Source organism: Bradyrhizobium sp. 35, from assembly GCF_023073215.1.
Taxonomy (GTDB): domain Bacteria; phylum Pseudomonadota; class Alphaproteobacteria; order Rhizobiales; family Xanthobacteraceae; genus Bradyrhizobium; species Bradyrhizobium canariense_D.
Genome location: NZ_JADPJC010000023.1, coordinates 70,131 through 81,975, shown reverse-complemented (window position 1 = coordinate 81,975; position 11,845 = coordinate 70,131). Strand labels below are relative to the sequence as shown.

Genomic DNA, 11,845 nt, shown 5'->3' with positions numbered 1-11,845 from the left:
GCAAGGCGATGAATATTCAGTTCCGCGAAAGCTCCGAAGCCGCTTCCCCACTGGCCGTCAAAACCGCGATCGCGGACTGCGACATCCATCCGGCACGCGCGACCCGCGCCGAGCTCTATCCCTACCTGGCCAAACGCTGGCAGCATCATCTCGAAGTGTACGGCGTCCATGCCTATCAGGGCATGATGGAAGGCCCGCCCTATCCGAAGGCCCAGCCCAACGCCTCGCGCCGCGACGCCTATCCGCCGGAAGGCGGGCCGCAGGGCTCCTCGCTGTCCTTCATGCAGAAGCAGCTGCTCGATCCCAACAACGTGCAGCTCGGCGTGCTCAATCCGCTCAACACCGGGCAAGGCATCCGCAATCACGAGCTTTCGGCGGCCTTGTGCTCGGCGATCAACGACTGGCAGATCGACAAATGGACCAGCAAGGACAAGCGGCTGAAGGCGTCCATCGTCGTCGGCAATGAGGACGGGCTGTCAGCCGCCGCGGAAATCCGCGAGCGTGCCGGCGACAAGAATTTCGTGCAGGTGCTGCTGCTCAGCCGCAATGTCGAGCCGCTCGGCCAGCGTCGCTACTGGCCTATCTATCAGGCTGCGGAAGAGGCCGGCCTTCCCGTCGGCGTCCACGCCTTCGGCTTCGGCGGCAACCCCATCACGCCGTCGGGCTGGCCCTCCTATTACATCGAGGAGATGGTCGGCCACTCGCAGTGCCAGCAATCGGCGCTCGCAAGCCTCGTGCTGGAGGGCGTGTTCGAGCGCTTCCCGAAGTTGAAGATGGTGATGATCGAGGCCGGCTTCGGCTGGGCGCCGTCGCTAGCATGGCGGCTCGACAAAGTCTGGCAGCGCCTGCGCAGCGAGGTGCCGCATGTCAAGCGGCCGCCGTCCGAATATATCCGCGAGCAGGTGTGGTGGACGACGCAGCCGATGGAGGATCCGGAGCGGCGCGAGGATCTGTTCGATGTCATCAAGTGGATCGGCTGGGACCGGCTACTGTTCGCGACCGACTATCCGCACTGGGATTACGACGAGCCGTCGCGCGTGCTGCCCGCGGGCGTCAGCGACGACGACCGCGAGGCCTTCTATCTCGGCAATGCGAAGAAGCTGTACGGGATCAGTTGATGGCGCGGCATGTGATTGCCGCGGTCGACGAGCTTCCGCCCGGCACGCGAAAATTTCTGGAGATCGACGGACGGCCGATCGCAATCTTCAACATCAAGGGTGAATATTTCGGCCTGATGAACCGCTGCCCGCATCAGGGCGCTGCGCTGTGCGAGGGACCCTTGATCGGGCTCGCGCAATCGAAGGATCCGGGCGAGATCGAATATACCAAGCTCGGCGAGATCATTCGCTGCCCCTGGCATGGCTGGGAGTTCGACATCCGCACCGGCCAGTCCTACTGCGACCCTCGCCGCTTCCGCGTGAAGGCCTACCCGGCCCATGTCGAGCCGGGTGCAAGCGTGGTGAAGGGGCCGTATGTCGCCGAGACGATACCCGTGAAGATCGAGAGCGACTACGTCGTGGTGGAGCTGTAGCGAGAAGCAGGTTGCGCGGACATGCGCCGGCACGATTTCAGGCCTTATTCCGCGTTGCCGCGATCATCCACTCACGGAATGCGGCGAGCTTCGGCGCTTCGCGGCGCCCCTCCGGCGCGACCAGGTAGAAGCCCGCATCGGCCGGCAGCGCGATCTTGAAGGGGACCACTAGTCGCCCCTTGGCGATGTCGTCCTGGACATAGGAGGTCCGCCCCATCGCCACGCCGATGCCGTCGATCGCGGCCTGGATGGTCATGAAGATCATGTCGAAGGTGATGCCGGGCTGCCTGGCGATGTCGGCCGGCAGACCCGCCGCCGTCAACCACAGCCGCCAGTCGTCGCTGTTGGCGTTGGAGGTGTGCAGCAGCATGTGGCTCTTGAGGTCCTCGGGACAGCGCAACGGCTTGTCGCCACGCAGCAGAGACGGGCTGCAGACCGGAAACAGCTCGTCCGCCATCAGCCAGTCGGCGCGCAAGCCCGGCCACTGGCCGCGCCCGTAGCGGATCGCGGCATCGACATTGTCGCGCTGGAAGTCGACGAGGCTGGTGGAGGTCGTGATACGGACGTCGATGCCGGGATGGTGCTCCTGGAAATCGGTCAGCCGCGGCAGCAGCCATTTTGCGGCGAGCGAAGCCAGCGTCGAGACCGTCAGCACCTTGTCATCGTCCTTGCGCAGCAGCCGATCGGTGGCAAGCCGGAGGTCGTTGAAGGCGGCGCGGACGCCCGGCAGATAGTCGCGCGCCTCGGCCGTCAGCGCCAGCGCGCGGTTCTGCCGGACGAACAGGCGGATGCCGAGCTCCTCCTCGAGCCTGCGGATCTGGTGGCTGATCGCGGTCTGGGTCACGTTCAGCTCGGACGCCGCCAGCGTGAAGCTGAGATGGCGCGCGGCGGCCTCAAAGGCCCGCAATCCATTCAGGGAGGGCAATCTGGCAGTCATCTGGCAGCAGGATACATGACGTTATTTCATGCGAAAGAGTACAAATTGTCGTTTGTCGCAGTGCACCCGGAAGCAGATATTAGCGGTCAACTTAGCTCCAGGAGCTGGCAATGTCTACTTTGACCCAGAATTCGATGACAAATCATCATGCGCCAGGGCTGATCCACCAGATCGGCGAGACGCTTCACGTTTGGCACGAGCGTTACCGGACCCGGCGTGAGCTCACCAACTGGTCCGCGCGCGACCTTCAGGACGTCGGACTGTCCTGGAGCGATGTCGCCTACGAGGCCGACAAACCCTTCTGGCGGGCCTGATTGGCCGCCAGGCCGGCGCCGCCTGACTGTGGGGGCGCCGGCGGTCCCTTTCCCCTTTGGTCCCCTTGGGGGCGCGTGTCATGAGCACCCTTCGCCTGGAAGATCTGAAGCAATATTCGGACACGCTGCGCACGCGACACGGCGAGGCGCTGCGCGTTCGTTTCGTCGAGCCGCGCGACACCGAGGAGCTCCAGCACTATTTTCGCTCGCTCTCGACGCGGTCCCGATACAACCGCTTCTTCGGCGCGATCAGCGAACTGCCGCAGGGCCTGCTGCACGAATTCCTTCAAATCGGCGAGCGCGAACGTTTTACCGTGGTGGCGACCATGATGGTCGACGGCTTCGAGACCATCGTCGCCGAAGCGCGCTATGCGCTGCATGCCGAAACCGCGACGCTTGAATTCGGTCTGTCGGTTGCCGACCGCTGGCAGGGCCACGGCATCGCCACCGTGCTGATGAAGAATCTTGAATGCCGCGCGGCCGCGCTCGGCGCCGACCACATGTTCGGCGACACGCTGCGCTCCAACGCCGCCATGATCTCGGTCGCGCGTAAATCGGACTTCGCCTTCGTCAACCATCCGGACGACTGGAAGCTAGTGCGCTTCGACAAGGAGATCTCCGTCGCACCGAAAGACATTCCCTGCGCGAGCTGGCGCCTCGTCGCTCTTTCCCGTCAGGCCGATAGCCCCTCAGCCTCGGCCTGACACCACTCGAGCCCGGCCTGGCGAAAACCAGAGCCGGGCATTTTTGCGCCGCTACTTCCCCGTGAACACCGCCTTGCGTTTCTCGATGAAGGCCTGCACCGCTTCCTTGTGATCGGCGGTCGTGGTCAGGCGAACCAGACGTTCGGCCTCGTGGTCGCGCGCGGTCTCGAAGTCGAACAGCAGGGCCTCGTCGAGATTGTCCTTCATGTAGCGCAACGCGAGGCGCGGACCTTCAGCGAGGGATTTTGCCAGTGCAAAGGCCTCCGCCTGCAATTTGTCATCGGGCACCACGCGGTTGACGAGGCCGATGGCCTCGCACCTGACAGCATCGACCCGATCGCCGGTGAACAGCAGCTCGCGCGCCCGCGCGGTGCCGACGAGGCGCGTCAACAGCCACGCGATGCCATAGTCGCCGGACAGCGCGATGCGCGCATAGCCGGTGGCCACGAAGGCCGATTGCGCGGCAATGCGGATATCGCAGGCCATGGCGATGGCGAGCCCCGCGCCGACCGCCGGCCCCGGCAGCGCCGCGATGGTCGGCTTGCGCACCGACACCAGCGCGCCGGTGAGCAGGCGCTGCCGCTCCTGGAGATCGGCGACCTTGTCGTCAAAGGACATCTCCAGCTTCTTCGGGTCGCGATGCGCGCCCATGCCCTTGACGTTGCCGCCGGCGCAGAACGCTTCGCCGGCGCCGGTGATCAGCAGCGCGCCGACATCGGGGTTCTCGCCGCAGGAGCGGATCATCGTACGCAGCGCCGGGGTCAGCGCGTCCGACAGCGAGTTGCGCGCCTCGGGCCGGTTCAGCGTGATCAATGCGACGCGATCGCGGATCACGCAGAGGAGTTCACTGGTGCCGGTATCGATGGTGGTTTCCGTGGACATGATTCCCGCCCTTGTAGGATGGGCAAAGCGAAGCGTGCCCACCAATTGCTGTTTCGTCGTTGATAGTGGGCACGGCGCTATGCGCCTTTGCCCACCCTACGGCAGCTTGCCTCAAAACTTCTCCACCCAGGGCCGCAGCTCCAGCTCCCAGCTCCAGGCGCTGCGCGGCTGCTGCAACACGTTCCAGTAGCTCTCCGCGATGGCATCGGGATCGAGCATTGAATCCGGCTTCTCCGGCGCTTCCGTGCGCGCTGCGCTCCTGATGCCGCCATCGATCACGAAATGGGCGACATGGATGCCTTGCGGCGACAATTCGCGCGCCATGCTCTGCGCGAGCCCGCGCAGTGCGAACTTGCCCATCGCGAACGGCGCGGACTGCGCATAGCCCTTGACGCTTGCCGAAGCGCCGGTGAACAGGATCGCGCCGTGCTGGTTCGGCAGCATGCGCCTGGCCGCTTGCTGCGCCACCAGGAAGCCGCCATAGGCACTGACCGCAATGGCGTTCGCCACGTCGGCCGGAACGAGATCGACGAACGGCCCGCGCGCGCGGCCGCTGGCGTTGTAGACGACCACGTCGGGCATGCCGATCTCGCGTTCGACCAGGCCAAACAGGCGTTCGACCGCATCAGGCTCGGTGGCGTTGCAGGCATAGGCCTTGGCGCCGGTCTCGCTGCAGAGCGCGCCGAGCTTCTCGATTTTTCGCGCGGCCAGCGCGACGCGGATGCCCTGGGCGGACAACAACCGCGCCAGCGAGGCGCTCAGGCCTTCGCCGGCGCCGACGATGAGGGCGATCTTGTATTTCGGGTGTTCCATGGCGTGATCTCTCGAAGACGGGAAGCCGCTGATCTATGCACGGTCCGCGCGGACAACCAGCCGGGACGATCATAATTCCGCAGAGCGAATTGCGCCCTCACGGCGATCATGCCTCCCTGACAATTTGCGGCTTTATCCGCTTTCGCGACTGGAGCATGATCGACATCATCACAAGCGGCAAGCGCCAAATCAGCGCAAAATGACCGCAAGGCGGAAACGAAGAGGATGATCATGCGACAGCCGGCCCCCGCGCAGCCAAAACAGGTCGCGGCCGCACCATCCGGACTGCTGGCTCCCGATACCACCGGCATGAATTTCTACCGCGCCGATCAGGCACTCACCGATCTCCTCCGCATTCTTCTACCGGAGACGCTATTCCGCCACATCGAGCCGCATCTCGATCGGCTGGGCGAACTCGCCGGCGGCGTGCTCGATGAATGCGCGCGGCTCGCCGACCGGCACACACCGGTGCTGCACCAGCGCGACAAGTTCGGTCGCGACGTGCAGTGGATCGAATACCACCCGGCCTATCGCGAGCTGGAGAAGGCCGCCTTCGGCGAGTTCGGCATCCACGCGCTCTCGATCCGCAAGGGCATCATGGGCTGGCCGGACAAATATCCTGTCGTCGCCAAGCACGCCTTCACCTTCCTGTTCAACCAGACCGAATTCGGCATGGGTTGCCCGATCAACGTAACCGACGGCTGCGCCAAGCTGCTCGCGAATTTCGGCAGCGAGGCGCTGAAGGCGAAATATCTCGACGGACTAACCCAGACCGACATGAGCAAGCTGACCCAGGGCGGCCAGTTCATGACCGAGAAGGAAGGCGGCTCCGATGTCGGCACGCTGACCACGACGGCCGTGCAGGAAGGCGACCATTGGCGCCTCACCGGCGAAAAATGGTTCTGCTCGAACGCCGACGCAAAGATCGTGATGCTGCTGGCGCGCCCCGAAGGTGCCGGCCCCGGCACGCGCGGAGTCGGCCTGTTTCTGATGCCGCGCTTCCTCGACGACGGCTCGCAGAACCACTACCGGATCGTGCGTCTGAAGGACAAGCTCGGCACGCGCTCGATGGCCTCGGGTGAAATCAAGCTCGAAGGCGCGATCGCCTACGCGGTCGGCAAGCTCGACCGCGGCTTCGTGCAGATGGCCGAGATGGTGAACTCGTCGCGGCTCTCAAATGGCGTCAAATCCACCGCGCTGATGCGGCGGGCCTACCATGACGCGATGACGGTGGCGAAAAACCGCGTGGTGTTCGGCAACCGCATCATCGACCTGCCGCTAGGTCGGCGCCAGATGCTGAAGATCATGCTGCCGGTCGAGCAGGCGTTGTCGATGAGCTTTCTCACTGCGGACGCGCTCGACCGCGCCGAGGCCGGCAGCCAGGATGCGGCCGCACTGCTGCGCATCCTGACGCCGACCTTGAAATTCCGCGCCACCCGCGATGCGCGAAAGGTCTGTGGCGATGCGCTCGAGATGCGCGGCGGCATCGGCTATATCGAGGAATTCGCGACCGCCCGCCTGCTCCGCGACGCGCATCTCGGTTCGGTCTGGGAAGGCACCGGCAACATCGTCGCGATCGATGCGCTGAGGCGTGCGGTCGGCCGCCACGGCGCCGAATCCGCGCTGGCCGCCGATCTGCATGCTCGCCTCGATGACAGCCCCTCGGTGCCGCAGGCCTGGCGCGACCGGCTGCACACGCTCACCGATCGTGCGGTGGGCTTCGCACGCGAGGTCGCGGGAAAGGCCGACAATGAGGCCGATGCGCGCCGCGCCACCAGCCTGCTCTATCATGTCGCCGGTGCCGTCGCGCTCGCCTGGGAGGCGCATCGTATTCACGACATGCGGGGCGATGCGCGCAGGCTGTTGTTGTCGCGGCTGGTGATCGATCACCGGGTGTCGCCGAGCGATCCGTTCCGGCTGACGGAAAATGCCGTGCAGCAGAAGATCGCGGCGCTGCTGCTCGGCGATCGTGCAGGCAGCATGAGCGAGGTTGGCGAACTGGTCCTGGCAGCGTAGGCTGCACCCACGTTCGAAGCAAAAAAAGCGATAGGGAGTGCTCGATGAAGGCGGCCGTCCTCCATGAAGTCAACAAGCCCCTAGTCATCGAGGATGTCAGCCTGCCGAAGCCCGGCCCGCGCGAGGTCCTGATCCGGACCTCGGCCGCAGGTCTCTGCCACTCCGATCTGCACTTCATGGAAGGCCTTTATCCGCATCCGCTGCCCGCGGTGCTCGGGCACGAGTCGGCCGGTGTCGTCGAGCAGGTCGGCTCCGACGTCACCTATGTGAAGCCCGGTGATCATGTCGTCACCTGTCTTTCGGTATTCTGCGGCACCTGCGACAACTGCACCACGGGCCGCACGGTGCTCTGCACCGACACCACGGTGAAATTGCTGCCGGGGGTGTCCAATCGGATGCAATGGGCTCGCTCCGAGAAGCTGCATCAGTTCCTCAACCTCTCGTCCTTCGCCGAGCAGATGCTGGTGCACGAGAACGCGATGGTCAAAATCCGCAAGGAGATGCCGCTCGATCTGGCCGCGCTGATCGGCTGCGGCGTCATCACCGGCTACGGCGCGGTCGTGAACACGGCGAAGGTGACGGCCGGCGAGACCGTGGCCGTGATCGGCTGCGGCGGTGTCGGCATGGCCGCGATCAACGGCGCGCAGATCGCGGGCGCCGGCCGCATCATTGCCATCGACACCAACCCGGCCAAGCTCCAGCTCGCGACCAAGCTGGGCGCCACCGACATCATTAATCCGGCAGACGGCGACGTCGTGAAGCAGGTGCGCGATCTCACCAATGGCGGCGTGCATCATTCCTTCGAGGTGCTCGGCCGCAAGGAGACCGCGGAGCAGGCCTTCGGCATGCTCGCCTCGGGCGGCACGGCCACCATCGTCGGCATGATTCCGTTCGGCCAGAAGATCGAGCTGCACGGCTTCGACTTCCTGCGCGAGCGCAGGATCCAGGGCTCATCGATGGGCTCGAACCATTTTCGCGTCGACATGCCGCGGCTGGTGGATTTCTACCTGCGCGGCCGGCTGCATCTGGAAGACTGGATCTCGGCCAAGCTGAAGCTCTCCGAGATCAACGAAGGGTTTGCCAACATGAAGGCCGGCAAGACGCTGCGCAGCGTGATCATGTTTGACAGCTGATGGCTCGATGACGCGGGTCGCCCAGGATTAAGGCAACTGGTCCGGGCCGGCCAAGTCGCCACGCGACTCTTTCAGGAGCAGCAGCGCCGCAGCTGTCACGAGACCCGTGGCGAGCAGGTACAGGGGCGATATGTTCAAACCGGGCCCTTCGATGACCAGATAGGAGAACAATCCCGCGGTCGACGCGATGAAGCCGAGCCAAGCAAGCTTCGGAAAGCGAAATCCACGTTCGCCGCGCCAAAGATCATGCACGAGGTAGTACACGAGAAGGCTGTTGCAGAGTGCCGCCGGCAGCACGCCCAGGACGATTCCGTTTTCGAACGCGAGATAGGATAACACGCCGTCGACCTGAGCAATCACCGCGAAGGGCACATAGCGCGGATTGAGGCAGGCCAGCGCGATCGACGCAAGCTCGAACGCGTAGAAGTACCGCTCGTGCATCTTCGGGAGCAGATACGGCATGAGCATGAGCGATACACAGGCGACGAGCAGAATAAACTCCGGCCCCGCCCGTCGAGAGCGCGCGATGAAGATCGACAAGGCGAGCCCGCTCGCGGCCGCGAGCACCATGCCGACGGCGACTCCGATCGCGTACGGCAGTCCGCCAGCCAGCACCCAGATGTTCGCTGCGTTCATGGTGAGGCGATTGAAGGTGTGAGCTTGGTCCAGATAGACCGCGAACACGGAGGCCAAAGATCTACCGGCGACCAGAACCGGAATGGCGAGAACCACATAGATCCCGGGAACGGTGGCGAGCCATGCCGGGTGGATCCTGCGGCGCAGAATCATGCCGAGCACGAAGGGTCCCAGGAACACGCCCTGAGCCTTCACCGAAAATGCCATCGCAAATGACGCAACGCCATTTCGGTCCCGCATGAACAGCGCGATGGAAACCAGCGTGAAGTACGTCCAGATCGAATCACTCTCCGCCCACACCGCGCCGTTGAAGATCACCGTCGGTGCAAGCCAGACAGCGCAGAAGGCCAGGGAAGCTCGCAACGGCAGCTTTGTCGCTCGCCAGACGATCTGGGCCACAGTGATCGCGCAGCCCAACTCGAATACTGCCGAGATCGCTTTCACGAGGGAAAGTGGCTCGCCTAGCCAATCAAATCGGGCGGCAATCAGCAGGAGGTAGCTGTAGAACGGCGTGTAGTTGGTAAAGGCTTCGGCCAGCCCGGCGACTCCGTGATCGCGAGCAAAGACATACCAGGGGATCAGATGCTGAATGGCGTCATCGGTCGCGTGTTCCCGGGCAACGTAGCGGAGCGCAAGGCCGACAAGTCCACATCCGATCGCGACGGCGATTGCAAGCCGCCAACTCTCTGGCTGCGTCTTGTTCGGATTGACGTCATGACCGGGCCCGCGGATCGCGTCGATTCCAACAATGTCTTTTGTCACGCGATCACTCGTGAGGCTCCATTTCGTGACCCAACCTCTACGGGCCATCAATTCATAGCTGGATAACGTCTGGTTTCGCAGGTCTTAAGATTGCCGCGAAACGGTTGCTTGGTTAGCGAATGCTTTAGAGGAATTGACGCTCGTCGAAATGGCTGCCGGCGGGAAGGTAAGCCCGGCAAGACCAAATCTTGACCAACTGATGAACTGTCCTGGAGCATGACGGCGGAGGCTGGAGCGGCACTATCGCTGCAAATGTCGCGTGAAGATCCGCACCACATGGCCCCTGACCCGCGGCGCCTCGTCGTAGAGGTCTGAGGCGAGCCGCTCGATGGTCTCGCGCAGCGACAGGAACTGGGCCTGCCGCGCGCTGCTTTCGGTGCCTTGCATGCCCGCAAGCTCGTCCATGGCGGCGTCGCTGATCTGGCACTGCACGACCTCGCCGTCGTTCAGCATGGTGAAGCGAAAGGCGAGCCGTTCGAGATCATGGCCAATGATCCTGTCGCGCATGAGTGGCATCAATTCGTCCCGGTCGACCCCCGCGCCGAAAATGCCGAAAATCCCGCTGCTTGTCAGCAGCAAAGGCAATCCATGGCCTACTGAAATGCAACTTCGGCGAAACTGCGGAGCTTGCGGGAATGCAGTCGCTCGGATTCCTGCTGCTTGAGCCGTTCCAGCGCCTTTAAGCCGATCTCGAGATGCTGGCCGACGCGGCGGCGGTAGAATTCGCTGGCCATGCCTGCGAGCTTGATCTCGCCGTGGAGAGGCTTGTCGGAGACGCACAGCAGCGTGCCGTAAGGGACGCGAAAGCGGTAGCCGTTGGCGGCAATCGCGGCCGATTCCATGTCGAGCGCAACCGCGCGCGATTGCGACAAGCGGCGAATGACATCGGGCCCGCTGATCTCCCAATTGCGGTTGTCGACGCTCGCGACGGTGCCGGTGCGCATCAGGCGCTTGAGCTCGAATCCTTCGAGCCCGGTGACGTCCTCGACCGCCTCCTCGAGCGCCACCTGCATCTCCGCGAGCGCCGGGATCGGCACCCACAGCGGCAACTCACGATCGAGCACATGGTCCTCGCGCACATAGCCATGGGCGAGCACGTAGTCGCCGAGCCGCTGCGTGTTGCGCAGGCCCGCGCAATGGCCGAGCATCAGCCAGGCATGGGACCGCAGCACGGCAACATGGTCGGTGACGTTGCGCGCGTTCGACGGACCGGTGCCGATGTTGATCAGGGTGATACCACGATAGCCGGGCGCGGCCAGGTGGAAGGCAGGCATCTGCGGCGTGCGCGCGGGCGCAACGCCCGTCGTCGCGCCGCCGCTGCGCGTGATCACATTGCCTGGAGCGACGAAGGCATCGAGGCCCGCCTCGCCAGCCTGAAGCCGCTGCTGGCAAAGCTGCGCGAAGGCGTCGACATAGAACTGGTAGTTGGTGAAGATCACGAAGTTCTGGAAATACTCTGGATCCGTGCCCGTGTAGTGGTAGAGCCGGCGCAGCGAGTAGTCGACGCGGGCCGCCCGAAACAGGGACAGCGGTTCGGGCGCGCCGGGCTGGAGCTCGAAAGTGCCGTCGGCGATGGCATCGTCCATGGTGGCCAGATCAGGCACGTCAAACGCATCGCGCAGCGATCGCGTCACCGGCGAGTTCTCGCTGGTGGTGATGGCGGCTTCGATGTTGATGTCGCGGCGATAGGCGAAGTGAACGGGGATCGGTTCGCTGGACTCGCCGATTTCGACTGGGACACCGTGGTTCTGGATCAACAGTCCGATCTGCTCTGTGAGATAAGTCCGGAACAGATCCGGCCGCGTGACGCTGGTCTCGTGCACACCGGGCCGCGCGACGAAGCCGTAGGCGAGCCGCGAATCCAGCCGCGCATGCGTCGCGGTGGTGATACGGACGAAGGGATAGAAGGCCCGCACCCGCGTCGTGATTGCCTCGCCGTTGACGTAAGCTTCGAACCGGTCGCGCAGGAACTTCGTGTTGCGCTCGTAGATCTCTTCGAGGCGGGCGACGGCGAGGCCGGCGTCGGAATAGGATTCGGTGGCGACGGAGGGTGGAGATTGGATGGATTGCATTGTTCGACGCCGGGTTTGCTGGGGCTGAATCGAACTATAGCAAGA

12 protein-coding genes are annotated in these 11,845 nt (G+C 64.1%); 6 read left to right on the top strand and 6 right to left on the bottom strand.

Annotated features, from left to right (window positions below; all coding sequences use genetic code 11):
- Positions 1 to 8: 8 nt before the first annotated feature.
- Both IVB36_RS04500 and IVB36_RS04495 read left to right on the top strand, forming a co-directional pair.
- Positions 9 to 1,118, top strand: a complete 1,110-nt coding sequence (locus IVB36_RS04500; RefSeq protein ID WP_018457576.1) for an amidohydrolase family protein — start codon at positions 9 to 11, stop codon at positions 1,116 to 1,118.
- The gene (locus IVB36_RS04495; protein WP_018457577.1) at positions 1,118 to 1,531 is read left to right on the top strand and encodes a Rieske (2Fe-2S) protein; all 414 of its coding nucleotides are present in this window, start codon (positions 1,118 to 1,120) and stop codon (positions 1,529 to 1,531) included. The genes IVB36_RS04500 and IVB36_RS04495 overlap by 1 nt, the downstream gene beginning before the upstream one ends.
- Positions 1,532 to 1,568: 37 nt before the next feature.
- Here IVB36_RS04495 and IVB36_RS04490 read toward each other — a convergent pair whose 3' ends face one another.
- Positions 1,569 to 2,468, bottom strand: a complete 900-nt coding sequence (locus IVB36_RS04490) for a transcriptional regulator GcvA (protein WP_026233402.1) — start codon at positions 2,466 to 2,468, stop codon at positions 1,569 to 1,571.
- A gap of 110 nt (positions 2,469 to 2,578) precedes the next feature.
- Between IVB36_RS04490 and IVB36_RS04485 the strand changes: the two genes are divergently transcribed.
- Both IVB36_RS04485 and IVB36_RS04480 read left to right on the top strand, forming a co-directional pair.
- Positions 2,579 to 2,782 carry a DUF1127 domain-containing protein gene (locus IVB36_RS04485; protein ID WP_007599575.1) on the top strand — a complete coding sequence of 68 codons (204 nt, stop codon included), beginning with the start codon at positions 2,579 to 2,581 and terminating at the stop codon, positions 2,780 to 2,782.
- A gap of 80 nt (positions 2,783 to 2,862) precedes the next feature.
- Positions 2,863 to 3,486, top strand: coding sequence for a GNAT family N-acetyltransferase (locus IVB36_RS04480; protein WP_018457580.1), 624 nt, complete (start codon positions 2,863 to 2,865; stop codon positions 3,484 to 3,486).
- A gap of 51 nt (positions 3,487 to 3,537) precedes the next feature.
- Here IVB36_RS04480 and IVB36_RS04475 read toward each other — a convergent pair whose 3' ends face one another.
- Together IVB36_RS04475 and IVB36_RS04470 are read right to left on the bottom strand one after the other, a co-directional pair.
- Positions 3,538 to 4,368 (bottom strand): enoyl-CoA hydratase, encoded by an 831-nt coding sequence (locus IVB36_RS04475; RefSeq protein WP_018457581.1) that lies wholly within the window; start codon positions 4,366 to 4,368, stop codon positions 3,538 to 3,540.
- 111 nt (positions 4,369 to 4,479) lie between these two features.
- Positions 4,480 to 5,181: an SDR family NAD(P)-dependent oxidoreductase gene (locus IVB36_RS04470; RefSeq protein ID WP_018457582.1), complete on the bottom strand. Its 702-nt coding sequence runs from the start codon at positions 5,179 to 5,181 to the stop codon at positions 4,480 to 4,482.
- Between the two features lie 231 nt (positions 5,182 to 5,412).
- Here IVB36_RS04470 and IVB36_RS04465 point away from each other — a divergent pair, with 231 nt between their 5' ends.
- A complete protein-coding gene (locus IVB36_RS04465) occupies positions 5,413 to 7,197 on the top strand; it encodes an acyl-CoA dehydrogenase family protein (RefSeq protein WP_247390767.1) in 1,785 nt (594 codons plus the stop codon).
- A gap of 44 nt (positions 7,198 to 7,241) precedes the next feature.
- Positions 7,242 to 8,330 (top strand): Zn-dependent alcohol dehydrogenase, encoded by a 1,089-nt coding sequence (locus tag IVB36_RS04460; protein ID WP_247390766.1) that lies wholly within the window; start codon positions 7,242 to 7,244, stop codon positions 8,328 to 8,330.
- Between the two features lie 27 nt (positions 8,331 to 8,357).
- Here IVB36_RS04460 and IVB36_RS04455 read toward each other — a convergent pair whose 3' ends face one another.
- The 3 genes from IVB36_RS04455 to IVB36_RS04445 form a co-directional block, all read right to left on the bottom strand.
- Positions 8,358 to 9,728, bottom strand: coding sequence for a hypothetical protein (locus IVB36_RS04455; protein ID WP_018457586.1), 1,371 nt, complete (start codon positions 9,726 to 9,728; stop codon positions 8,358 to 8,360).
- Positions 9,729 to 9,968: 240 nt separating this feature from the next.
- On the bottom strand, positions 9,969 to 10,235 hold the full coding sequence (locus tag IVB36_RS04450; protein WP_231171036.1) for a DUF1488 family protein: 267 nt from the start codon (positions 10,233 to 10,235) through the stop codon (positions 9,969 to 9,971).
- Between the two features lie 86 nt (positions 10,236 to 10,321).
- Positions 10,322 to 11,800, bottom strand: coding sequence for an AMP nucleosidase (locus tag IVB36_RS04445; RefSeq protein WP_247390764.1), 1,479 nt, complete (start codon positions 11,798 to 11,800; stop codon positions 10,322 to 10,324).
- Between the last annotated feature and the right edge of the window lie 45 nt (positions 11,801 to 11,845).

Excerpts from the sequence above, each read along its gene's own strand:
- IVB36_RS04460 (WP_247390766.1), top strand. The coding sequence starts at position 7,242 with ATGAAGGCGGCCGTCCTCCATGAAGTCAACAAGCCCCTAGTCATCGAG.
- IVB36_RS04465 (WP_247390767.1), top strand. The coding sequence starts at position 5,413 with ATGCGACAGCCGGCCCCCGCGCAGCCAAAACAGGTCGCGGCCGCACCA.
- IVB36_RS04480 (WP_018457580.1), top strand. The coding sequence starts at position 2,863 with ATGAGCACCCTTCGCCTGGAAGATCTGAAGCAATATTCGGACACGCTG.
- IVB36_RS04485 (WP_007599575.1), top strand. The coding sequence starts at position 2,579 with ATGTCTACTTTGACCCAGAATTCGATGACAAATCATCATGCGCCAGGG.
- IVB36_RS04490 (WP_026233402.1), bottom strand. The coding sequence starts at position 2,468 with ATGACTGCCAGATTGCCCTCCCTGAATGGATTGCGGGCCTTTGAGGCC.
- IVB36_RS04500 (WP_018457576.1), top strand. The coding sequence starts at position 9 with ATGAATATTCAGTTCCGCGAAAGCTCCGAAGCCGCTTCCCCACTGGCC.
- IVB36_RS04495 (WP_018457577.1), top strand. The coding sequence starts at position 1,118 with ATGGCGCGGCATGTGATTGCCGCGGTCGACGAGCTTCCGCCCGGCACG.
- IVB36_RS04470 (WP_018457582.1), bottom strand. The coding sequence starts at position 5,181 with ATGGAACACCCGAAATACAAGATCGCCCTCATCGTCGGCGCCGGCGAA.
- IVB36_RS04445 (WP_247390764.1), bottom strand. The coding sequence starts at position 11,800 with ATGCAATCCATCCAATCTCCACCCTCCGTCGCCACCGAATCCTATTCC.
- IVB36_RS04475 (WP_018457581.1), bottom strand. The coding sequence starts at position 4,368 with ATGTCCACGGAAACCACCATCGATACCGGCACCAGTGAACTCCTCTGC.
- IVB36_RS04450 (WP_231171036.1), bottom strand. The coding sequence starts at position 10,235 with ATGCGCGACAGGATCATTGGCCATGATCTCGAACGGCTCGCCTTTCGC.